The sequence below is a fragment of the Agromyces sp. CF514 genome (assembly GCF_900113185.1).
Classification (GTDB): Bacteria; Actinomycetota; Actinomycetes; order Actinomycetales; family Microbacteriaceae; genus Agromyces.
Map to the genome: position 1 here is coordinate 1,474,895 of NZ_FOZD01000001.1, position 20,853 is coordinate 1,495,747.

18 protein-coding genes are annotated in these 20,853 nt (G+C 69.4%); 16 read left to right on the forward strand and 2 right to left on the reverse strand.

Annotation, left to right across the window (positions count from 1 at the left end; genetic code table 11):
- The first annotated feature begins 53 nt into the window (after positions 1-53).
- Together BM342_RS06510 and BM342_RS06515 are read left to right on the forward strand one after the other, a co-directional pair.
- The gene (locus tag BM342_RS06510) at positions 54-1,313 is read left to right on the forward strand and encodes a family 4 glycosyl hydrolase (protein ID WP_092964613.1); all 1,260 of its coding nucleotides are present in this window, start codon (positions 54-56) and stop codon (positions 1,311-1,313) included.
- Positions 1,310-2,353: an N-acetylglucosamine kinase gene (locus tag BM342_RS06515; protein ID WP_092966629.1), complete on the forward strand. Its 1,044-nt coding sequence runs from the start codon at positions 1,310-1,312 to the stop codon at positions 2,351-2,353. The genes BM342_RS06510 and BM342_RS06515 overlap by 4 nt, the downstream gene beginning before the upstream one ends.
- Positions 2,354-2,357: 4 nt before the next feature.
- On the opposite strand, the gene BM342_RS06520 is transcribed toward BM342_RS06515, so the two are convergent.
- Positions 2,358-2,987: a MerR family transcriptional regulator gene (locus BM342_RS06520; RefSeq protein ID WP_092964614.1), complete on the reverse strand. Its 630-nt coding sequence runs from the start codon at positions 2,985-2,987 to the stop codon at positions 2,358-2,360.
- Positions 2,988-3,115: 128 nt separating this feature from the next.
- Here BM342_RS06520 and BM342_RS06525 point away from each other — a divergent pair, with 128 nt between their 5' ends.
- The 7 genes from BM342_RS06525 to BM342_RS06555 all read left to right on the forward strand — a co-directional run bounded on the left by BM342_RS06525 (position 3,116) and on the right by BM342_RS06555 (position 11,676).
- The gene (locus BM342_RS06525; RefSeq protein WP_092964615.1) at positions 3,116-3,535 is read left to right on the forward strand and encodes a hypothetical protein; all 420 of its coding nucleotides are present in this window, start codon (positions 3,116-3,118) and stop codon (positions 3,533-3,535) included.
- Positions 3,536-3,689: 154 nt separating this feature from the next.
- Complete coding sequence (locus tag BM342_RS06530; RefSeq protein WP_092964616.1) at positions 3,690-5,168, forward strand: malate:quinone oxidoreductase; 1,479 nt, start codon at positions 3,690-3,692, stop codon at positions 5,166-5,168.
- 311 nt (positions 5,169-5,479) lie between these two features.
- Positions 5,480-7,408 carry an ATP-binding cassette domain-containing protein gene (locus tag BM342_RS20255; RefSeq protein WP_304528491.1) on the forward strand — a complete coding sequence of 643 codons (1,929 nt, stop codon included), beginning with the start codon at positions 5,480-5,482 and terminating at the stop codon, positions 7,406-7,408.
- Positions 7,409-7,491: 83 nt separating this feature from the next.
- Complete coding sequence (locus BM342_RS06540) at positions 7,492-8,568, forward strand: Rv2578c family radical SAM protein (RefSeq protein WP_092964617.1); 1,077 nt, start codon at positions 7,492-7,494, stop codon at positions 8,566-8,568.
- 115 nt (positions 8,569-8,683) lie between these two features.
- A complete protein-coding gene (locus BM342_RS06545; protein ID WP_177232081.1) occupies positions 8,684-9,874 on the forward strand; it encodes a sensor histidine kinase in 1,191 nt (396 codons plus the stop codon).
- Positions 9,871-11,031, forward strand: a complete 1,161-nt coding sequence (locus BM342_RS06550) for a hypothetical protein (protein ID WP_092964619.1) — start codon at positions 9,871-9,873, stop codon at positions 11,029-11,031. Before BM342_RS06545 ends, BM342_RS06550 begins: the two co-directional genes overlap by 4 nt.
- A 30-nt stretch (positions 11,032-11,061) precedes the next feature.
- A complete protein-coding gene (locus BM342_RS06555) occupies positions 11,062-11,676 on the forward strand; it encodes a thymidine kinase (protein ID WP_092964620.1) in 615 nt (204 codons plus the stop codon).
- Positions 11,677-11,732: 56 nt separating this feature from the next.
- Here the strand turns inward: BM342_RS06555 and BM342_RS06560 are convergent, their stop codons facing one another.
- A complete protein-coding gene (locus tag BM342_RS06560) occupies positions 11,733-12,419 on the reverse strand; it encodes a type II CAAX endopeptidase family protein (protein WP_177232082.1) in 687 nt (228 codons plus the stop codon).
- 141 nt (positions 12,420-12,560) lie between these two features.
- Here BM342_RS06560 and BM342_RS06565 point away from each other — a divergent pair, with 141 nt between their 5' ends.
- The 7 genes from BM342_RS06565 to BM342_RS06595 all read left to right on the forward strand — a co-directional run bounded on the left by BM342_RS06565 (position 12,561) and on the right by BM342_RS06595 (position 20,623).
- Positions 12,561-14,018, forward strand: a complete 1,458-nt coding sequence (locus tag BM342_RS06565; RefSeq protein ID WP_092964621.1) for a tyrosine-protein kinase domain-containing protein — start codon at positions 12,561-12,563, stop codon at positions 14,016-14,018.
- Positions 14,015-14,677, forward strand: coding sequence for an arsenate reductase/protein-tyrosine-phosphatase family protein (locus BM342_RS06570; RefSeq protein ID WP_092964622.1), 663 nt, complete (start codon positions 14,015-14,017; stop codon positions 14,675-14,677). The genes BM342_RS06565 and BM342_RS06570 overlap by 4 nt, the downstream gene beginning before the upstream one ends.
- Positions 14,667-15,644: a beta propeller repeat protein gene (locus BM342_RS06575; protein ID WP_143109774.1), complete on the forward strand. Its 978-nt coding sequence runs from the start codon at positions 14,667-14,669 to the stop codon at positions 15,642-15,644. The genes BM342_RS06570 and BM342_RS06575 overlap by 11 nt, the downstream gene beginning before the upstream one ends.
- Entirely contained in the window at positions 15,638-17,110 is a 1,473-nt protein-coding gene (locus BM342_RS06580; RefSeq protein ID WP_092964624.1) for a sugar transferase, read from the forward strand. Before BM342_RS06575 ends, BM342_RS06580 begins: the two co-directional genes overlap by 7 nt.
- A 597-nt stretch (positions 17,111-17,707) precedes the next feature.
- On the forward strand, positions 17,708-18,223 hold the full coding sequence (locus BM342_RS19820) for a glycosyltransferase (RefSeq protein WP_177232083.1): 516 nt from the start codon (positions 17,708-17,710) through the stop codon (positions 18,221-18,223).
- Positions 18,168-19,340, forward strand: coding sequence for a glycosyltransferase family 4 protein (locus BM342_RS06590; protein WP_092964626.1), 1,173 nt, complete (start codon positions 18,168-18,170; stop codon positions 19,338-19,340). Before BM342_RS19820 ends, BM342_RS06590 begins: the two co-directional genes overlap by 56 nt.
- Before the next feature lie 20 nt (positions 19,341-19,360).
- Positions 19,361-20,623, forward strand: coding sequence for an O-antigen ligase family protein (locus tag BM342_RS06595; protein WP_143109775.1), 1,263 nt, complete (start codon positions 19,361-19,363; stop codon positions 20,621-20,623).
- Positions 20,624-20,853 lie beyond the last annotated feature (230 nt).

Sequence of the window (20,853 nt, forward strand, 5' to 3'; positions counted from 1 at the left end):
ACCCGTCATCGCGCCACCGTGCGCGGGGCGTACCACGCACGGAATGAGGACCAATGAAGCTCGCCATCGTCGGCGGAGGATCGACCTACACGCCCGAACTCATCGACGGGTTCGCCCGCCTCCGCGACACGCTGCCGCTCGAGGAGATCCGTCTCGTCGACCCCGACGAGTCGCGGCTCGCGCTCGTCGCAGGCATGTCGCAGCGCATGCTCGCCCATGCGGGGCATCCCGCGAAGGTGATCGGCACGACCGACCTCGTCGCCGGAGTCGACGACGTCGACGCCGTGCTGATCCAGCTGCGGGTCGGCGGGCAGGACGCCCGTCACGCCGACGAGACCTGGCCGCACGAGGTCGGCTGCATCGGGCAGGAGACGACCGGGCCCGGCGGGCTCGCGAAGGCGCTGCGCACGGTGCCCGTGGTGCTGCGCATCGCCGACGTGGTGCGCGCCCACGCGAAGCCCGACGCCTGGATCGTGGACTTCACGAACCCGGTCGGCATCGTGACCCGCGCGCTGCTCGAGGCGGGCCACCGGGCCGTGGGCCTCTGCAACGTGGCGATCGGCTTCCAGCGCCGCTTCGCGTCGCTGTTCGACGTCGAGCACGACCGCGTGAGCCTCGGCCACGTCGGACTCAACCACCTGACGTGGGAGCGGAGCGTCGTCGTCGACGGCGACGACCGCCTTCCCGGCCTGCTGCAGCACCGGCTCGGCGAGCTCGCCGACGAGGTGCACCTCGCGCCTGCGCTCATCTCGCAGCTCGGCGTCGTGCCCTCGTACTACCTGCGCTACTACTACGCGCACGACGAGGTGCTGCGGGAGCAGCTGCACGAGCCGACCCGGGCCGAGGCGGTGCGTGCGATCGAGCGCGAGCTGCTCGAGCTCTACGCCGACCCGGCGCAGCACGAGAAGCCCGCGGCGCTCGAGGGGCGCGGCGGCGCGTTCTACTCCGAGGCGGCGATCGAGCTCCTCGCGGCCATGCGCGACGGCGGCTCGCGCTCGCGTGTCGTGAACCTGCGCAACGACGGTGTGCTGCCCTTCTTGCCGGACGACCACGTCATCGAGGTGCCGGCCGTGTTCCGCGACGGGGGATTCGTCGCGGAACCGGTCGCGCCGCTGCCCGACGACATCCGCGGACTCATCTCGTCGGTCGCCGGCTACGAGCGGCTCGCGCTCGACGCCGCGGTGCACGGCGGACGGGACCGGGTGCTGCGAGCCATGCGCGCCCACCCGCTCGTGCTCCAGCACGACCGGGCCGTGCAGCTCACCGACCTGCTCCTGGCCGAGAACGCGCCGTTCCTGGAGTGGGCGCGATGAGCGGCGTCGTCATCGCGGTCGACGGCGGCGGCTCGAAGACCGACGCGGTCGCCCTCACGATCGACGGCGAGCTCGTCGCCTTCGCACGCGGAGCAGGCTCGAGCCCGCACTTCGAGGGTCTCGATGCTGCGGTCGCGATCGTCGACGCGCTCGTCGACTCCGTCGCCGGCTCGGCTCCCGTGCTGCATGCGGGCCTCTACGTCTCGGGGCTCGACCTGCCGGTCGAGGTCGAGCAGTACGCCGTCGCGATCGCCGGCTTCGGGTGGGCGAGCGGGTCGACGTCGGTGCGCAACGACCTCTACGCCCTGCTCCGAGCCGGCACCGACGAGCCCGACGCCGTCGCGATCGTCTGCGGCACCGGGGTCAACGCCGTCGGCGTGCGCGCCGACGGCGCCGACGTGCGCTTCCCGTCGCTCGGCGCGCTCTCGGGCGACTGGGGCGGCGGCAGCGGACTGGGCGAGCAGGCCCTGTGGCATGCGGCCCGTGACGTCGACGGTCGGGGCCCGCGCACCGCACTCACCGCCGCGATCGTCCAGCGATTGGGTGTCGCGTCGGTGACCGACCTCATCGAGGACCTGCACTTCGGCCGACGCGACTCGAGCGACCTCGCGGCGCTGTCTCCGGTGATCTTCGCCGCGGCCCGCGAGGGCGACGCCGTGGCGGCGGCGCTCGTCGACCGCCAGGCCGATGAGCTCGTCGCCTTCGCCCGTGCGTGCGTGCAGCGACTCGGGCTCGAGGATCGTGCGGTTCCCATCGTGCTCGGCGGCGGCATCGTCCGGTCGGGCGACGATCGGCTCCTCGGCGGCATCACGGCCGGCCTCGCGCTGGTGGCACCGCTGGCCCGCATCGAGATCCTCGACACCGTGCCGATCGTGGGGGCTGCGCTCCTCGCGCTCGCCGATGCCGGGGCTGGGCCCGAGGCGCTCGAGCGGGCGCGCGAGGCCGTCGAGCTCGGAATCGCGCGGTTCGACGTCGACGCCGATGTCGCCGTCGATCGCGATCTCGATGCGTCGAGCGAAGCGGTGCCGGTTCGTTCCTGACGAGTCAGGCGTCGGCTCCGTCGATGCCCAGGCGGCGCACCGCCGCGTCCTGATGGGCGAGGCGGCGCAGGGCCAGCAGCACGGGCTCGTAGAGCGCGGTGCCGAGCACGGTGTACTCGACCGCCGCGCGGGGTTCTGCGGGCATGCGCGAGAGGTCGAACGCCGCGAGGTCGGCGGCGGCCCGGCCGTAGGCGGCGAGGCGCTCGGCGTCGATGGCGAGCCCCGCGTCCTCGGCGGCGGCGAGCGCGCCCTCGAGCTGGGCGACGGCGGCGAACTCGGGGTCGTAGACCTGGCCGAGCGAGGCGAGGGCCGCGCGCGCACGCGGGTACGGGTCCGACGCCTCGCCCGCGGCGACGGCCGCGGGCGGCAGGGTGCCCACCGCGCGGCCGAGCGTCGAGTAGAGGTCGCCGCCCGGCTCGTCGACGAGTTCGAGCACGGTGCGCGCCTGCTGCACGCTGAGTCCGACGGGCCCGACGAGCGCGCGAACGAGCCGCAGCCGGCGCACGTGGCCGTCGTCGTAGACGGCCTGCGTCGCGCCGGTCGCCGTGCCGGCGTGCAGCAGCCCCTCGCGCAGGTAGTACTTGACGGTCGCGACGGGAAGACCCGCCTCGGCCGCGAGGGCGGACATGCGCATCGGGACTCCTCGATCGTCGCTCCGGGCACGATCCGCACCGCGTTCCGCGGATCGCTTGCATTGGATAGTGCTGCTCTCTAATATTGAAGAGCACTGCTATCCAATCATGGAGTCCGAAGGAATCCCGCATGGACCACGCGATCGACCTCATCCTCATCGGCACGCTGCTGCTCGCCCTCGTCACGGTCGAGAGCGGCGGGTACTTCCTCACGCGCGTCGTGCGGGGGCTCGCACCCGCGAACCGCCTGCAGCAGAACTTCTTCCGCGCCGGGCATGCGCACGCGGCCGTACTGCTCGTGCTCTCGGTCGCGATCCTCGGCGTGCTCGAGTCCGCAGCCCTCGACGGCGCGTGGATGTGGGTGGCGCGCCTCGGCGCCCCGGTCGCTGCGATCCTCATGCCGGCAGGCTTCTTCCTCTCGGTGCTCGGAGCCGACCCGCAGAAGCCCGGCCGCCCGATCGCCCTGCTCTGGATCGGCGCGCTCTCGCTCACGATCGGCCTCGTCACGGCGGGGGTCGGGCTCATCGGCGGCGGCATCGCGGCGCTCTGAGCGAACGGATGCCGCGGGTGGCCCGCCTCGCGCACCGCGGCCGCCCGCGGCATCCGCCCGCCGATCCCGCCCCGATCAGCGACGGAATCGAGACTGTCTCGACGTCGAACGGCCGTGGTCTGGGGTGCCCTCGGCGGCGCATACACTGGAATCCGTGAATTCAGCGGAAACGGTCGACGTCGTCTTGATCGGTGGGGGCATCATGAGCGCGACGCTCGGCTCCCTCATCTCCAGGCTTCAGCCCGACTGGTCCATCCGCGTCTACGAGCGCCTCGGCGAGGTCGCCCAGGAGTCCTCGAACGCGTGGAACAACGCGGGCACCGGCCACGCCGCGCTCTGCGAGCTGAACTACATGCCCGAGAACGCCGACGGCACCGTCAGCGCGGCCAAGGCCGTCTCGATCAACGAGCAGTTCCAGATCAGCCGCCAGTACTGGGCGTACCTCGTGTCGATCGGCGCGCTGCCCGAGCCGCACAACTTCATCAACACCGCGCCGCACATGACGTTCGTGCGCGGTGCGGCGAACATCGAGTACCTCAAGAAGCGGGTCGCAGCGCTGAAGGACCAGCCGCTGTTCCCCGATATGGAGTACACCGAAGACCTCGAGCGCATCGCCGAATGGACCCCGCTGCTCGCGAAGAAGCGCAACCCCAGGCAGAAGGTCGCCGCGACCCGCATCGTCTCGGGCACCGACGTCGACTTCGGAGCGCTCACCAAGTACCTGCTCACCGACATCGCGGACCGCGGCGCCGAGATCCACACGAACCACCAGGTCACGCGCCTCAAGCGTCAGAAGGACGGCACCTGGCGCCTCCGCGTCAAGCACCTCGTCGGCGGAACGCCCAAGACCGTGAATGCGAAGTTCGTCTTCGTCGGCGCCGGCGGCGGCGCGCTCGCGCTGCTCCAGCACTCCGGCATCCCCGAGATCAGGGGCTTCGGCGGATTCCCGATCTCGGGCCAGTTCCTGCGGACCACGAACCCCAAGCTCGTCGCCCAGCACCAGGCGAAGGTCTACGGCAAGGCCGCCGTCGGTGCGCCGCCCATGTCGGTGCCGCACCTCGACACGCGCGTCGTCGACGGCGAGACCGCCCTGCTCTTCGGACCGTACGCCGGCTTCACGCCGAAGTTCCTCAAGACGAGCACGTGGTTCGACCTGCCGTTCTCGATCCGCCTGCACAACCTCGGGCCGATGCTCCAGGTCGGCCTCAAGAACTTCGACCTCGTGAAGTACCTCGTCGGCGAGCTCATGGCGAACCGCGAGAAGAAGATGCAGGCGCTGCGCGAGTTCATGCCCACGGCCAAGACTGAGGACTGGGAGCTCATCACGGCCGGCCAGCGCGTGCAGGTCATGAAGAAGGACCCCGAGCAGGGCGGCATCCTGCAGTTCGGCACCGAGGTCATCACGGGCGCCGACGGCACGATCGCGGGCCTGCTGGGCGCTTCGCCCGGTGCGTCGACGGCCGCGCCGATCATGCTCGACGTGATCGCGCGCTGCTTCCCCGACCGCATGGCCGAGTGGGAGCCGAAGCTCCGCGAGATGATCCCGAGCTACGGCACCGAGCTCTCGGCCGACGTCGCCGCTGCCGAGGCCTCCCTCGCAGAGACGGCGAAGGCGCTCCAGGTCACGGCGTAACGCTCGCCGGGCGCGCCGCGCATGCGCGCTGTACATTCACCGACGGCGTCTGCTATCGTCGACCCCGCTATGAAGTGAGTACTCCCACCGTCCCGCGCCTGAGGCGCCGTAGACATCGGGTGTACCCATTCCACTGTTCGCGACGGTGACGGCTGCATCCATCTCGGCAATGCCCGGCGGGATCCCTCTCCGCTCCCGGGCCGTCGGCGCTGCCATGCGCGCGCGACGGCACCGCGCGGTGCACCGCTCGACCGATCGCCCGCACGCGGCATCCGTCGACGGTTCGGGAGCATTCGTGAAAGGCGGACCGCATGACGGTACACGTCTCGTATTCCTCGTATCTCCGCGTCGACGGCCTGTCGGCGCGCTACCCCGATCGCCGCGTCTTCAGCGATCTCGCCTTCACCGTCGGCCCCGGTGAGCGTCTCGGCCTCATCGGCGAGAACGGCGCGGGCAAGTCGACGCTGCTCCGGCTGCTCGCGGCCGAGGGCGCCCCGACCGATCCGGTGACGGATGCCGCGGGCGGCCGTCCCGTGGTCGCTCCTCCGGCCTCGGGCGCGCCGTTCGACGCCGGCGTCGCGGCGCTCGGCGCACGCGACGCGACCGACCTGGTCGCCGAGGGCCGCATCACGCGGCCGCTGCGCACGGGCCTGCTCTCGCAGGAGCTGGCGTTCGCGCCGACCGACCGCCTCCGCGACGTGCTCGAGCACGCGCTCCGGGAGGTCCGCGCCATCGAGCGCGAGCTCGACGAGGCGGCGGCCGCGCTCGCCGGCCCGTCGGCCGCCGACGGGCGCGATCCCGACGAGCGCGCGGCCGCGGCATCCGCCGATCGGTATGCCCTGGCGCTCGACGCGGCCGAGCACGCCGAGGTGTGGAGCGCCGATGCACGGCGCGACGAGCTGCTGCGCGGACTCGGCGTCGGCCACGTGCCGCTCGACCGGCGCGTGTCCGAGGTGTCGGGCGGCCAGCGCAGCCGGTTCGCGCTCGCGGCGCTGCTGCTGCGCGCTCCGGAGGCGCTGCTGCTCGACGAGCCGACGAACCACCTCGACGACGACGCCGCGGCGTTCCTCGAGTCGACGCTGCGCAGCTGGCGCGGGCCGGTGCTGTTCGCCAGCCACGATCGCGAGTTGCTCGACCGGGTGGCGACGGGGCTCGTCGACCTGGATCCGGGCCGGCTCGGCGCGGTCGCCGCGGTCGAGGCGGGTCCTGCCGCCGGTCGCTCGGGTCCGCCGGTCTACGCGAGTTCCGAGCGGGCGAGCCACGACGACCTGCTCGCGGCGTCAGGCGGCACCGTCTTCGGCGGCGGCTTCACCGAGTTCCTCGAGGTGAAGGCAGAGGAGCGGCAGCGTTGGGAACGGCAGTACGTGTCGGAGCAGCACGAGCTCGGCTCGCTGCAGGCTGCCCTCGAGGCCTCCGGCGGTGCCGCGCGCACCGTCGCCCACGGCCGCGCCGCGACCGACAACGACAAGTTCATCAGGCACTTCAAGGGCGAGAGCGTCGATCGCACGGTCGCACGCCGTGTGCGCAACGTCGAGCTGAGGCTCGAGGTGCTCGAACGCGACCAGGTGCCCAAGCCGCCGGCGCCGCTCGAGTTCGCGGGCATCCCGCAGGGGTCGCACGCGCTCGACGAGGTCGACGGCCTGCTCGTCGAGGTGATGGGGGCCGAGGTGGCCGGTCGGCTCGCGGTTGCCTCCCTGCAGGTGCCGGCCACGGCTCGGCTGCTCGTCACGGGCGCGAACGGGGCGGGCAAGTCGACCCTCCTGAACGTGCTCGCGGGCGCCCAGCGCGTCGACGCGGGCGCGGTCAGGCGACGGCGCGGCCTGCGCGTGCAGTTGCTCGAGCAGGACGTGCGCTTCGGGGATCCGGATGCCCCGGTCCGCCGCATCTACGAGCGCACGCTCGGCGAGCGGCGGGCCGAGCAGGTGCCGCTGTCGAGTCTCGGGCTCATCGCCGCGCGCGACGAGTCGAGGCCGATCGGCGTGCTCTCGGTCGGACAGCAGCGGAGACTCGCGCTCGCGCTGGTGTTCGCGAGGCCGCCGCACCTGTTCCTGCTCGACGAGCCGACGAACCACCTCTCGCTCGCGCTCGCGACCGACCTCGAGGAGGCGCTCGGATCGTATCCGGGCGGCGTCGTGGTCGCGAGCCACGATCGGTGGCTGCGCCGCCGGTGGGCGGGGGAGCAGCTCGAGCTCTCGAGCGGGCGCGTGGCCGGCGCCCTGCGCGCGGCGGTTCCGGCCTGACGGGCGGCGCGCGGCGGCATCCGAGATCCGGATGCCCCGGCGCGTCGCTTGCGCGACATTCGAACATGTGTTCGAATGATCGGGTGAGATGGAGCGGGCAGGAGTTGGGCGTCGACCAGGCCGGAACGCTGCCGGGCCTCGCGCGCCTGAACAACCTCGTGCGCTCCGTGCAGACGCCCGACTTCGCGGGCATCACCTTTCACGAGGTGCTCGCGAAGTCGGCGCTGAACCACGTGCCCGGCCCGTCGTCGATGCCCTTCAGCTGGACCGTGAACCCCTACCGGGGCTGCAGCCATGCGTGCGTGTATTGCTTCGCCCGCCCGACGCACACGTACCTCGACCTCGATGCGGGCGACGACTTCGACCGGCAGATCATCGTGAAGGTGAACGTGGCCGACGTGCTCGCTGGCGAGCTCGCCAAGCGGTCGTGGCGGCACGAGCCCGTGGCGCTCGGCACGAACACCGACCCGTATCAGCGGGCCGAGGGGCGCTACCGGCTCATGCCCGGCATCATCGACGCCCTCGCGTCGAGCGGCACGCCGTTCAGCATCCTCACCAAGGGGTCGTTGCTGCGTCGAGACCTGCCGCTCATCGTCGAGGCCGCCGGGCAGGTGCCGGTCGACCTCGCCATGTCGATCGCGGTCTACGACGACGAGCTGCAGCAGTCGATCGAGCCGGGCACGCCGAGCACCAAGGCTCGGCTCGCGACCGTCACGGCCGTGCGCGAAGCGGGTCTGGACTGCACGGTCTTCCTGATGCCGATCCTGCCGTACCTCACCGATACGCGGGCCCATCTCGACGACGCGCTGCGACAGGCGAAGGCGGCCGGTGCCACGAGCGTCGTGTACTCGGCGCTGCACCTGCGGGGCGGCGTGAAGCCGTGGTTCATGCAGTGGCTCGAACGCGAGCATCCCGAGCTCGTGCCCGAGTACCGGTCGATGTACTACGGCCAGAACGCCTACGCGCCGAAGGAGTACCGACGCTGGCTGGCGGCCCGCGTGGCGCCGCTGCTGCGCGCGCACGGGCTCGTACGCGGGCAGGACGATCCCGCCACCGGCGGGGTGCGCTCGGCGGCGACCGCGCAGACCACCGCCCGGTTCGCGGCCCGCCGGGCGGCCGAGCAGACCGAGTTCGCAGCCGCGCCCGACGTGCTGTTCTGACGGGCTGCGGCGCGCCGTCGGCGGCACGGCAGTTGCGTGATGCGAGGGCGATGCTGGGATAATCCGGAGAGTCCAGTGTGAACCCGATGCACTCGGCATGAGCACGGAGGTCCGCATGACGCTTGGGCTGCCAGGCGATGTCTCGCGTGACTCGGTCGGCCGGGCGATCGTGCACGCCGGGCACGTCGCAGGCTGGGTGTACCTGGGCCTCGGCGCACTGGTGGCGCTCACGATGGCGTTCGGCGGCGAGCCGAGCGGATGGATCGCTGCCGGGCTCGCACTCGTCATGATCGGACTGCTGTCGATCGTCGCCCTGAGCCGCACGCTCGCCTCGACCCTGCTGTACCTGCTCGCGGGCGGTGCCGCGACCGCCTGGATGACCGCGCTCGCGATGCGCTCCGGCTACGACCTCGGCACCACCGACAACGCGGTCGTCGCGATCCCGTGCATCGCACTCGTGCTCGTCGGCGGCTCGGGCTCGGGGTCGGTCGTGGCGTGCGTCTGGGTCGCCGTGGCGTACGGCGTCAGCCAGCTCGCCGTCTGGGTCGGCGCGATGCTCAGCGGGTCAGCGTTCCACGTGAGCATCGCGGCGACGGCGGTCGCGGCATTCGTGATGCTCATCCGGGCGGTCGACGGGCTGACCCGGCGCGCAGGACTCCGCCGCCAGGCGGCGCTGGTGCGCGCGAACGTCGCCGTCCGCGAGGCGACGGCCCGGCGCGACCACGAACTCGAGGCGATCACGCGCCTGCACGACACCGCGATGGTGCAGCTGCTCGCCATCGCCTCGACCGGCTCCGGCCCGATCGACGAGCGCCTGCGCGCCGACATCCGCCACGACCTCTCGCTGCTCGTCGGACGGGACTGGTTCGCGCGGCACGGCGGCGAACCCCGCATCGCGGATCCGGTGGTGACGGCCGATGGCATGGCCGTGCTCGACCAGGCGTTCGCGATGGCGGCCGATGACGGGCTCGACGTGCAGATGACCGGCGACCTCGCGGTGCTCGCCCTGCTGGGTCCGCTGCGCGCGGCCGAACTCGACGGTGCCGTCGCCGAATGCCTGCACAACGTCGCTCGCCATGCGGGCGTCGACGAAGCCGAGATCGTGCTCGGCAGTGGCGGCGGCGAGGTGACCGTGGCGGTCATGGACGTCGGTTCCGGTTTCGACGTCGACCGCGTGCCGGCCGGGCGCCGCGGGCTCCGCGAGGTCGTCGCCCGTCTCGAGCGCGAGGGAGGCTCGACCCGGGTGTGGTCGGCGATCGGCCTCGGAACGACCGTCGTGCTCGCGATGCCGATGGGAGGCGCATGAGCACCGCACGCCTCGCGCCGAAGGACATCGACCCGATCGTCGCGCTGACCTCCTCGTCGATCCTGCAGCACTTCGGCGGTGCGGTGGCGTCGCTGATCGCGATCGTCATGACGATCGTGCACTGGCACGAGGTGGTCTCGCCGTTCGCGGCGGTCCTGGCCGTGCTGCTCGTGAACGTCGCGGCCATCGCCGCGACGCTCGCGGCCCGCCCCTCCCGGGCGCCGTTCACGCCAGAACGGCTCTGGATCGTCGTCGTGTTCGCGCTGGGCGCGGCCGTCGCGGAGTACCTCAGCACGGTCGGCAATGACCGCTACGTCTACGACGACTTCGGTCCGCTCGTCGTGGGCGTGCTCATGATCTCGTTGGCCCCGTACTGCAGCTGGGCCACGCTGCTCAGCTCGGGTGCGCTCTCGACCGCCGTGCTCGCGGTGCTCGTGGCCGGCGCCGGCGGCCCGGCCTGGCATGGACTCCCGGTGCTGGTCATGGTGCTCTTCTACGTGGCGCCGACGGTCGTGGCCAGCTCGGCCGCGGCGGGATACTCGTGGGCGATCGTGCACATCACGCTCGCCTGGCAGCGCAAGGCCAACCAGGTGCTGCTGCAGCGCGACGCCGAACTGCGGGCCGGTCTCGCGCACGCCGACGATCATGGTCGGGTCGCGGTGATCCGGCGCGAAGTGCTGCCGTTCCTCGCCTCGATGCTGAACGTCGATCGCATCTCGGTGGCGGATGCCGCGAGGGCGCGCCAGCTCGCCGAGGCGCTCCGGTCGACGCTCCGCGAGGAGGAGGCATCCACCTGGCTCGCCGATGTCGCCGGAGACCTCGAGCGCCGGCGCGGCATCCCGATCGAGGTCGTCGAGACCGACACGGCCGTCGCGAACCTGCGCGACGACCAGCGGGCCGCCCTGACGGCGCTGCTCACCTGGCTGGCGAGCGAGCAGCGGGTGGCGTCGATCCGTGCGCAGGTGCGACGAGAAGACACGGAATCGCCCCGAGGGCGCGCGGTGCGCATCTCGGTCGACGCCCCGTTCGGGGCGGAACCGCCGAACCGCCGCTCGATCGAACGCCTCGCGTCGGTCGCGCGCGCGGTCGGCCTGTCGGCGGAGGTCGCCGTCACGGGGGAGAATGTCACGGTGGAGTTTCGTCATGTCATCGGTTGAGGTCCGTCGCACCAGGGGCGGTGCGCGCTGATGGCGAAGCTGTACTTCCGCTACGGCGCGATGAACTCTGGCAAGTCCACCGCCCTCCTGCAGGCCGCGTTCAACTACGAGGAGCGCGGGCACACCGTGCTGCTCGCCAAGCCGTCGATCGACACCAAGGGCGATCGCGACATCGTGTCCCGGCTCGGCGTCGTGCGCGAGGTCGACTTCGTGATCGAGCCGACGGCCTCGGTGGGCGCGCTCTTCGAGCAGCGGCGGGCCGTCTCGGCGGCCGAGACCGGGCGCGACGTGAGCTGCCTGCTCGTCGACGAAGCGCAGTTCCTCACGGCCGAGCAGGTCGACGACCTGCTGCGCATCGCCCTCATCGAGGGCATTCCCGTGCTCGCGTACGGCATCCGCACCGACTTCCAGACGGTCGCGTTCCCGGGCAGCCGACGGTTGCTCGAGGTCGCGCACAGCCTCGAAGAGCTGAAGACGATCTGCCGCTGCGGTCGCAAGGCGATCTTCAACGGCCGCACGATCGACGGCCGGTTCGTGTTCGACGGTGACCAGGTCGCGATCGACGGCGAGACCGTCACCTACGAGTCGCTGTGCGGCGTCTGCTATCTCGAGGAGTCGGGCGGCGTGCTCAACGGCCGTCACTGACGAGGCGACCGATCGAGACGCCCCGGCTTCGCGGCATCCGTCGCCCGCCGTGACGGCTAGGTGACGATCGCGAGCACGAGCAGCCCGTTGAACACCGCGTGCGCGATGATCGGGCCGCCCAGTCGTCGGGTCGAGGCCGCGAGTGCGCCCGCCGCGAGTCCGAACACGAACGTGCCGGCGAAGGTGACCGCGGCGGCGGTCGGCGACAGTGCCGCGCCCTGGGCGAGGTGGGCGAGCCCGAACACGAGCGCGCTCACGACGACGGCGACGGATGCTGCGACGAGCGCCCGACCGCCGGTGCGCCGCTCGACGGCTCGCAGCACGAGCCCCCGGTAGAACGTCTCCTCGACGAGCGGGCCGATGACGACCGGCGCGAGCACGACGCCGAACCAGAGCGCGAAGCCGGTGGGCAGCGCGAGCACTCCGCCGTCGAGCGACGTGCGGCCCGTCGACGCGAGTTCGAGCAGGGTCACCAGCCCGCGGGCGACGAGCCCGAGGCCCACCCCCCAGAGCAGGTCGATCGGGCGGAACCGCAGGCCGAAGTCGGCGGCGAACGATCGGCGGCCGCGCGCGACATCCGCGATGCAGAGCACGGCGACGAGCGGCACCCAGACGGTGAGGTAGGCGCCGAGCACCTGCAGCCATTCGTCGATCACGACGGTGCGGGTCACCCACGACCAGCCGAGCGAGCAGGCTGCGGCGAGCACGATGCCGATCGCGGCATCCGTCACTCCCCAACGCACGATCGCACCCTCGGCGCGGCGGGACGCGGGTGTGTCGGTTGTTGACACGCCCCCACTCCGCGGGGCATGTTGAGAGGGTGTCACGGGGCCAAGCGTAACCGTGTCGCGTTTCAGCACGCTGTGGGGACGGGGACTGAACACGTGGAATTGCGCGACTACATCCGCATCTTGCGGCAAAGCTGGGTGCTGATCGCGTTGCTCACGCTCCTCGGCGTCGCCGCCGGCGCCGTCTTCTCGATCATGCAGACCCCGCTCTACAGCTCGTCGGCGAAAGTCTTCGTGTCGACCTCGAGCGGCGGCACGATCGGCGAGATGACCCAGGGCAACACGTTCACCCAGCAGCGTGTGAAGACCTACGCAGACCTCACTACGACCCCCATCGTGCTGCTGCCGGCGATCGCGGCCCTGCAGGTCGACATGACGAGCGATGAGCTCGCGCGCGAGGTGATCGCGGTCGCCCTGCCCGACACCACCCTCATCGAGATCACCGTGACCGATGCGGATCCCGCGCTCGCCGCGGAGGTGGCGACCGCGGTGTCCGAGAGCCTGACGAAGGTGGTCGAGGCCATCGAGACGACCGGGGGAGCCGCCGCGGACGCGGCGGGCGACGATGCCGCGGCCGACACTGCCGAGCCTGCGACGGCGTCGCCCGTTCGGCTGACCCTCGTGCAGCACGCCGCCGTGCCGCAGAAGCCCGTGAGTCCGAACGTGCCCCTGAACATCGTGCTGGGCGGCCTCATCGGACTCGCGCTCGGCGTCGGCGCCGCCGTGTTGCGCGAGACCCTCGACACCCGCATCCGCAACGAGCGCGACCTCGAGCAGGTGACCGACACGCCCGTGATCGGCGGCATCGTGTTCGATCCGAAGGCCAAGGACCGCCCGCTCATCGTGCACGCCGACCCGCACTCGCCGCGGGCAGAATCCTTCCGCGCGCTGCGCACGAACCTCCAGTTCCTCGATGCGGGTCGGCCCGAGCGGTCGTTCGTGGTCACGAGCTCGATCGAGTCCGAGGGCAAGTCCACGACGGCGGCGAACCTCGCGATCGCCCTGGCGGATGCCGGTGCGCGCGTGCTCCTCGTCGACGCCGACCTGCGTCGCCCGAAGGTCGCGTCGTACCTCGGCATCGAGGGCGCGGTCGGGCTCACCGACCTGCTCATCGGACGGGCCGAGCTGCAGGACGTGATCCAGCCATGGGGCCGCAGCCAGATGTACGTGCTGCCCGCGGGGCGCGTGCCCCCGAACCCGAGCGAGCTGCTCGGGTCCGCGGCCATGGTCGGCATCATCTCCGAACTCAACCGCGCGTTCGACGTCGTGCTCTTCGACGCGCCGCCGCTGCTGCCGGTGACGGATGCCGCGGTGCTGACGCGTGCCGCAGGCGGGGCGATCCTCGTGGTCGCGGTCGGCCGAGCGCACAAGGGACAGGTCAAGGGCGCGTTCGCGGTGCTCGACAACGTCGACGCGAACGTCTCGGGCATCGTGCTGACGATGCTGCCGACGAAGGGCCCCGACGCCTACGGCTACGGCCGATACGGCTATGGCTACGGATACGGCTACGGATACGGGTACGCGCCGAAGGAAGAGACGGCGGCCGGCGCGTGAACGTGCTCGTCGTGTGCACCGGCAACATCTGCAGGTCGCCCGTGGCCGAGCGGGTGCTCGCGGCACGGCTGGCCGCGGCGGGCATCGACGACGTGCGGGTCTCGAGCGCCGGAACCAGCGCCCTGGTCGGCGAGCCGATGACGCCCGAGGCAGCGGACCTGGCGGTGCGACTCGGCGCGGACCCGACCGGGCACGCGGCCCGCAGGCTGACCGCGCAGCTGATCGAGGACGCCGACCTCGTGCTCACCGCGACCCGTGCGCATCGCGCGCAGGTCGCCGAACTCGTGCCCCGCGCGGCGCGCCGTGCCTTCACCCTCCGCGAGTTCGCCCGGGTGCTCGCCTTCCTCGCCGCCGACGGCGGGCTCGACACCGGCGACGACACGCCCGATCCCGACTCGGTCGCGCAGCGACTCGGCGCGACGGTGCTCGCCTTGCAGGACTCCGGCAGCACGTCGCGCCTCCAACGGGCGACGGATGCCGCGGCACGATCCCGCGGCCTCGCGCCGCCACCGCCAGACCCGAACGACGATGACATCCTCGACCCGTACGGCGCGCCCATCGCGATCTACGACGAGGCCGGACGATTGATCGACGACGCCGTCGACTCGATCGTGTCCGCACTCGCCTCGTCGGTGTCGGGCGGTCGCGATGCCACGTAGCGAACTCTCGCGCAGCCACCGCCTCACCGCTCCGTGGGCGGTGGCGGCGATCGTGGTGTTCGTGGTCGTCGATGCGGTGCTCGTCTGGTGGGCGATCGCGTCGGTCCGCACCGAGCCCGGCGTCCCTCAGGAGGAGGTGCTGCCGACGATCCCGCCGCTTCCGACGACGACGGCCGATGCGTCGGATGCGGATGCGGATGCGACGGCGGAGGGCGCGACGCCGCCCGGCACCGGATCATCGGCTCCGACCCGAGCGACTGCCACTCGCCCGACCGTCGTGATCGCCGCGCTCGACGCGAGTACGGCGTACCGCGGCACGACGGGGACCTGCCCGGGCGGCGGCGCCACGATCGAGCTGACCGTCGACGGCGGTGCGACGTGGAGCGCGGGCGTCACCGAGGGGCTGACCGACCTGCAGTCCGTCGAGGCGGTCGATGCCGACATCGTGACGATGGTCGCACGCGACGCGGCCTGCGCGATCGGCCGGTACCACAGCTACGTGCAGGGCATCGACTGGGAGCTGACCGGCGAACTGGAACCCACCTGGTACGCCGACGGCGAGCAGGCGATCGCCCCGACCGGTGCCTCGACGCCCTGCGGCGGGCCGATCGTCCAGCTCGCGGCCACCTCGGTCGCGTCGGCCGCCGTCGTCTGCAAGTCCGGGGGCGTGCTCACGACAGCGGATGCCGGAGCATCCTGGGCGGAGGCCGCCACCGCATCGGGAGCGATCGCGATCGCCGCCCGTCCGACCGGGTACCTCGTCGCGGTGACGGGCGACGGATGCCGCGGCATCCGGATCGCCGCGATCGACACCGCCGCGAGCGGCTCGCCGTCGACGCCGGGAGCGTGCCTCGAGTCCGACGCCGCGCCGGGCGACATCGCTATCGACGTAGCCCCTGACGGCACCGTCTGGGCGTGGACCGGGGGAGTGCTGGCCCGATCGGCAGACGGAGGCGCGACATGGTGATGCGCCGCTTCTACGCCGCCGCGACGATGACGACCTCGGCCTGGTCGTCGCAGCTCGCCCGTCGCGTGCGCATCACCGACCTGCTCGTGCTGGTCTGGGTCGTGTTCGGCACGCAGATCGCATGGGTCGGTCTGGACTACAGCACTCCGGGCTTCAGCGGTTCACGCGCCGACGTCACCGTCAGTTACACCGTCGTCTCGTTCGTGATCGTCATCGCCTGGATGTTGGCCCTCGAGCTCTACGACACCAGGTCTCCACGGGTGCTCGGCGTGGGTTCGCAGGAGTATCGCGCCGTCGCGGACTCAGCCCTGCGTCTCTTCGGGCTCGTCGCGATCGCCGCGTTCCTCCTGAAGATCGACATCGGCCGCGGATACGTGCTCATCTCGTTCCCGCTGGGCGTGGTCGTGCTCATCTTCTCCCGGTGGATGTGGCGGCAGTGGCTCGGGGTCCAGCGTCGCAACGGGGAGTATTCGTCGCGGGTGCTGCTCGTCGGCTCGCGGGACTCGGTGATGGTGATCGCGCGCGAACTCGAGCGAACACCTGAAGCCGGCTATCGGATCGCCGGCGCGTGCGTTCCCGGACACGGCGAGGACCACCTGCCCGGCACGATGATCCCGGCTGAGTACGGGCTCGATCACGCGCTCGCCGTGATGCGCGACTTCGGTGCCGACACGATGGTGATCACGAGTTCGGACGAACTCGGACCAGAACGGGTGCGGGAGCTGAGCTGGGGACTCATCCCCGGGGCCGAGCACCTCGTCGTCGCGCCCAGCCTGATCGACATCGGCGGTCCGCGCATCCACACCCGCCCGGTCGCGGGCCTGCCGCTCATGCACATCGAGACGCCGAAGTTCGAGGGGCGCAAACTGGTTGCGAAGCGCGTGTTCGACCTGATCGTCTCCTTCGCGCTCATCGTCGTGCTGTCACCCGCGTTGGCGTTCGTCGCGATCGTGGTGAAGGCGACGTCGCCGGGACCGATCTTCTTCAGGCAGTGGCGCATCGGCAAGGATGAGCGGCCGTTCAACATGCTCAAGTTCCGTTCCATGGCCGACGGGTCGGATTCGCAGCTTCGAGAGCTGATCGCGGCGCAGGGGACGGACAGCACTCCGCTGTTCAAGGTGGCCAACGACCCGAGGATCACGCCGATCGGGCGGTTCATCAGAAAGTACTCGCTCGACGAGCTCCCGCAGTTGTTCAACGTCTTCGGAGGTTCGATGAGCCTGGTCGGCCCGAGACCGCAGGTCGCCGCGGAAGTGGAACTATACGACCGGGGGGCGCATCGTCGGCTCTTGGTGCAGCCCGGCATGACCGGACTCTGGCAGGTCAGTGGGCGATCGTCGCTCAGTTGGGAGGAGAGCGTGCGTCTCGACCTCTACTACGTGGAGAACTGGTCAATCACGGGCGACTTCGCGATCCTCTGGCGGACGTTCCGCGCGGTTCTGGCCCCGGGCTCCGAGACTGGGTAGCGCGTGGGTGGTCTCATAGTGCACGAGTGGATTGAACCAACCGGTGGCTCGGAGAACGTACTCGAGCGATTTATCGCCTTGTATCCGGATAGCGAAGTGTTGTGTTTGTGGAACAACGCGGCGCATCGATTCGACGGCGCGCAGATTCGGGAATCGTGGCTGTCACGAACGCCGTTGCGTAGATCGAAAGCGCTAGCGCTTCCGGCCGCCGCGCTAGCTTGGCGTACCAGAAGTGAAGATGCGGAGTGGGTGCTCGTGAGCTCCCATGCATTCGCCCATCACGTGCGAACCAAGGCAGGGGATCCACGCACTCCGAAGCTTGTCTATGCGCACACGCCGGCTCGGTATCTTTGGGAGCCGGATCTTGATCCGCGAGGGAGTTCGCCGTTGTTTCGGGCCGTAGCGTCCCCACTACGCGGAATCGATGCAAGACGAGCCCAGGAAGCGACGAGTATCGTCGCCAACAGCATCTTCGTCGCGCAACGAGTTCGGCGGGCGTGGGGGAGAACCGCGAGCGTCATTTATCCTCCGGTTTCCGTAAAGGCAATTCAGGATCGCGACGCGTGGAGCCAGCGTCTCACCGACCAAGATCACGATGTGCTCGCGAACCTGCCGGATGAGTTCATACTCAGCGCTTCTCGATTTGTCAGGTACAAGCGTCTGGAAGACGCCATTCGGATCGGCGAGATCACACGAATGCCTGTGGTAATCGCCGGATCGGGGCCAGATAGCAGGTATCTCCGGCAAGCTGCGGAGCGTTCGGCCGCAGACGTGCGGTTTGTGGACCAACCATCGGATTGGCTGCTCTACGCGTTGTACGAACGAGCGCTCGTGTTCGTGTTTACCGCGATCGAGGATTTTGGCATCATGCCGGTCGAGGCCATGGCCGCCGGTACCCCCGTGATCGTCAACGCGATCGGGGGGGCACGAGAGCCAGTTGAGATGTTGGGAGGCGGTGCTGTCTTGCGAGACCACTCCGAAGCTGGGATACAGAGGGCGCTGAAGGACGCTCTTTCCACGGATCGGGACGCACTGTGGATGGGTGTCCAGGCGTTCGATGTCGAAGTGTTCGACGCGAACGTTGTTCGATGGCGGGAGGCCTCCATTGCCTGACGCAAGTGCAACCGACAAACTACGCGTCATTTTCGTCGAACACACTGGCCAACCCGGCGGTGGACAGCTCGGCATCGAGCGCTACCTTGGTGCCGACAGCGGACACGATCGTCGAATTCTCTTCCTGGAGTCCGGCCCCGTCAGCCAACGGCTCTCGGATCAGTCAGTTCATGTTGAGACCTTGGGCGACCCAACCGGAAGGTGGTTCGGGCTCCTTCGGACGCCAAGACTGATCGCTCGCCTCCGACACAGTTCGTACGACGTGGTCGTTGCAAACAGCATGAAGGCCGCGACCGCCATGGTCCTTGCGCCGCGGGGCAATGGGGTACGGGTTCTCTACCTTCGAGACGATCTCAACCGAGAGCGACTTTCGGCTGTCCGGTGGTGGTTCCTGGCACGGGTGGTGGCGCGCAGCTTCGATGCGTTCCTTGCAAACTCAGCGTGGACGGCTTCCACCATTCCAGCGGCCCTTGGTGCGCGGCCTGTCCGGGTCGCCTATCCAGTGAGCGGGACCCGGTGCGGAGGTTCTCTCCCTGCGACACCTTCGGAGAGCCTTGCGATTCTCTCTCTGAGCCGAATCGCGGCGTGGAAGGGCACACATGTTCTCATCGAAGCATTAGGAATCCTCGAGGAACGGGGGGTGAGGTTTAAAGCCACCATTGCGGGCAGCGCGCTCTTTCAAAGCAAGAAATATGAGGAACAGGTCCGGCGGATGGCCGCCGCGCTCCGATCCGACGTTTCATTTGTAGGGCAGGTAAGCGATGTCACCACGCTTCTCAATTCCCACAACGTACTTGTGAGCTCAAACGTCACGCCGGAACCGTTTGGACAGGTCCTGATCCAAGGGATGAGTTCTGGGCTCGCGGTCGTGGCGACGAATATCGGCGGGCCCATCGAGATCACCGAAGGCGGCGTGAGTGGGCTGCTCGTCGAAGCGAATAGCGCCGAATCGCTTGCAGACGGGCTTCAGCAATTGAGCGAAGTGAAGTCGGTTCGGACTCGTTTCGTCGAGTCAGGGCGGCAAAGAGCCGCAGCGTTCGTGGACGAGGTGACCGTGCCGGCACTCGACGACGCAATTACTGAACTTCATGCGTCTGTGATGCGGGGTAGAGGATGAGTTGGCGGGCCAATGCGTCGTTGGCCGAAGTGCAGCCGCGGCAGTCACTAACGAAACGTATAGCGGTCGGATTGATCTTCGCTTCGCTCGCGGTCAACGTCGTCGTTCCAAAAGCAGGCGTCAAGGTTGGCGACGTTCCAGTCACGGCAGGGACGATCATCTGCGTTTTGGCCCTCATCGTCGGCCTATTTGCGTTCCTCGCGGGCAGGCGAATCAATTTCACGCCTGTCACGACGTTGATCATGCTTCTTAGCGGGTATATGGGCGTCCGGAGCCTCATCGACTGGATGCTGGGAGAAGTCCGCATCGAGTACGTGTGGGGACTCGTCGTTGGCCCGATGCTTTTCGTCCTGGTCTCGAATGCCCTCACAACAAGCCGAGAAATCGAAATTGCGGTGAAGATCCTCGTGGTCGGGTTCGTGCTGGTGACCGCTTACGCGGTGCTCCAGTACATTCTTGGCGTAAACGCAGTAGCGATCCCCGGAATCACGGTCAATCTCACTGACTATCAGACCGGTGCCGAATGGTACCTCCAGAAACACAATCGGGTTGGGTCAGGGTCGAAACTTTTTTCCACGTATCAGAACGGCAATCTGCTAGGTGTTAACCTCTTGCTGATCTTCCCTGTCGTGTATGAGGTTGTGCGGCGCCAGTGGAAGCTTCCGGCGCTCGTCGCATTCGTTGCTGTTGCCATGCTTACGCTCTCCCGAAGCGCATGGCTGGGAGTGGCTGCGTACCTGGCATTTCGATTCGTCTTTACGAAGTCGGCCACCGCCGCCGCCGCCGCCGCTCGCATTTTCGCTGGTATTGCCCTGATCATCGCTGGCGCTGCACTCTTTGGTGCGTTTCCTCAGGTGACCGACAGACTGTTCGGTTCGAACGTGGACTATCTAACGCGCCTTTCGGGACGGACGCCTCGCCTTACCCAACTAATTGAAAGTACGATCACTAATCCGATCGCCGTGTTCTTTGGCCCGCAAGGAATAAGCGAGTACGAGGGCGGTGCGTATGAGATCACCTACGCCGCGGTCTATCTGGCCGGCGGTCTCATCGCCTTGGCGTTGCTGGTTGCGATACTGGTTCGTTCAATTCACGGCCTCCTCAAGTCTGCTGACCGTGTGGCCTTAGGGGTGGGCTTTGGAATCACGGTCTACGCCGTTGCATCGTTTATCGAAGGTGGGTTCTGGCTGCCGCCGACGCCCTCCCTCTTCTGGATGATTCTGGGGTTGGGCTTCGCCGCGGCCGCGCAGCCCGGTGCAACGCTATCGGCGAGGCGCGGCTAGGCGCTCGTGATACACCGAAGCAAACTCCCGCCCGAGGAGGCTCCAGTTGCGCATGCGAAGATCCGGGTGGGAGTCTTTCTGGCGGCCACGGACGACTGCGAGCGTATCGAGTAGGTGCCGGGAACTCAGCGCTCCGCAATACAGATGCACCCATTGATCTCCGACTTCTGCTTTTAGGCGGGTGGACATAGGGGTCTCGGGCAAGAGGATAGGCCGGGACAGCGTGAGAG

Bases quoted from the DNA above. Each gene is read 5' to 3' on its own strand.
- BM342_RS06510 (WP_092964613.1), top strand. From the start codon at position 54: ATGAAGCTCGCCATCGTCGGCGGAGGATCGACCTACACGCCCGAACTC.
- BM342_RS06515 (WP_092966629.1), top strand. From the start codon at position 1,310: ATGAGCGGCGTCGTCATCGCGGTCGACGGCGGCGGCTCGAAGACCGAC.
- BM342_RS06520 (WP_092964614.1), bottom strand. From the start codon at position 2,987: ATGCGCATGTCCGCCCTCGCGGCCGAGGCGGGTCTTCCCGTCGCGACC.
- BM342_RS06525 (WP_092964615.1), top strand. From the start codon at position 3,116: ATGGACCACGCGATCGACCTCATCCTCATCGGCACGCTGCTGCTCGCC.
- BM342_RS20255 (WP_304528491.1), top strand. From the start codon at position 5,480: ATGACGGTACACGTCTCGTATTCCTCGTATCTCCGCGTCGACGGCCTG.
- BM342_RS06545 (WP_177232081.1), top strand. From the start codon at position 8,684: ATGACGCTTGGGCTGCCAGGCGATGTCTCGCGTGACTCGGTCGGCCGG.
- BM342_RS06550 (WP_092964619.1), top strand. From the start codon at position 9,871: ATGAGCACCGCACGCCTCGCGCCGAAGGACATCGACCCGATCGTCGCG.
- BM342_RS06555 (WP_092964620.1), top strand. From the start codon at position 11,062: ATGGCGAAGCTGTACTTCCGCTACGGCGCGATGAACTCTGGCAAGTCC.
- BM342_RS06575 (WP_143109774.1), top strand. From the start codon at position 14,667: ATGCCACGTAGCGAACTCTCGCGCAGCCACCGCCTCACCGCTCCGTGG.
- BM342_RS06580 (WP_092964624.1), top strand. From the start codon at position 15,638: ATGGTGATGCGCCGCTTCTACGCCGCCGCGACGATGACGACCTCGGCC.
- BM342_RS06590 (WP_092964626.1), top strand. From the start codon at position 18,168: ATGTCGAAGTGTTCGACGCGAACGTTGTTCGATGGCGGGAGGCCTCCA.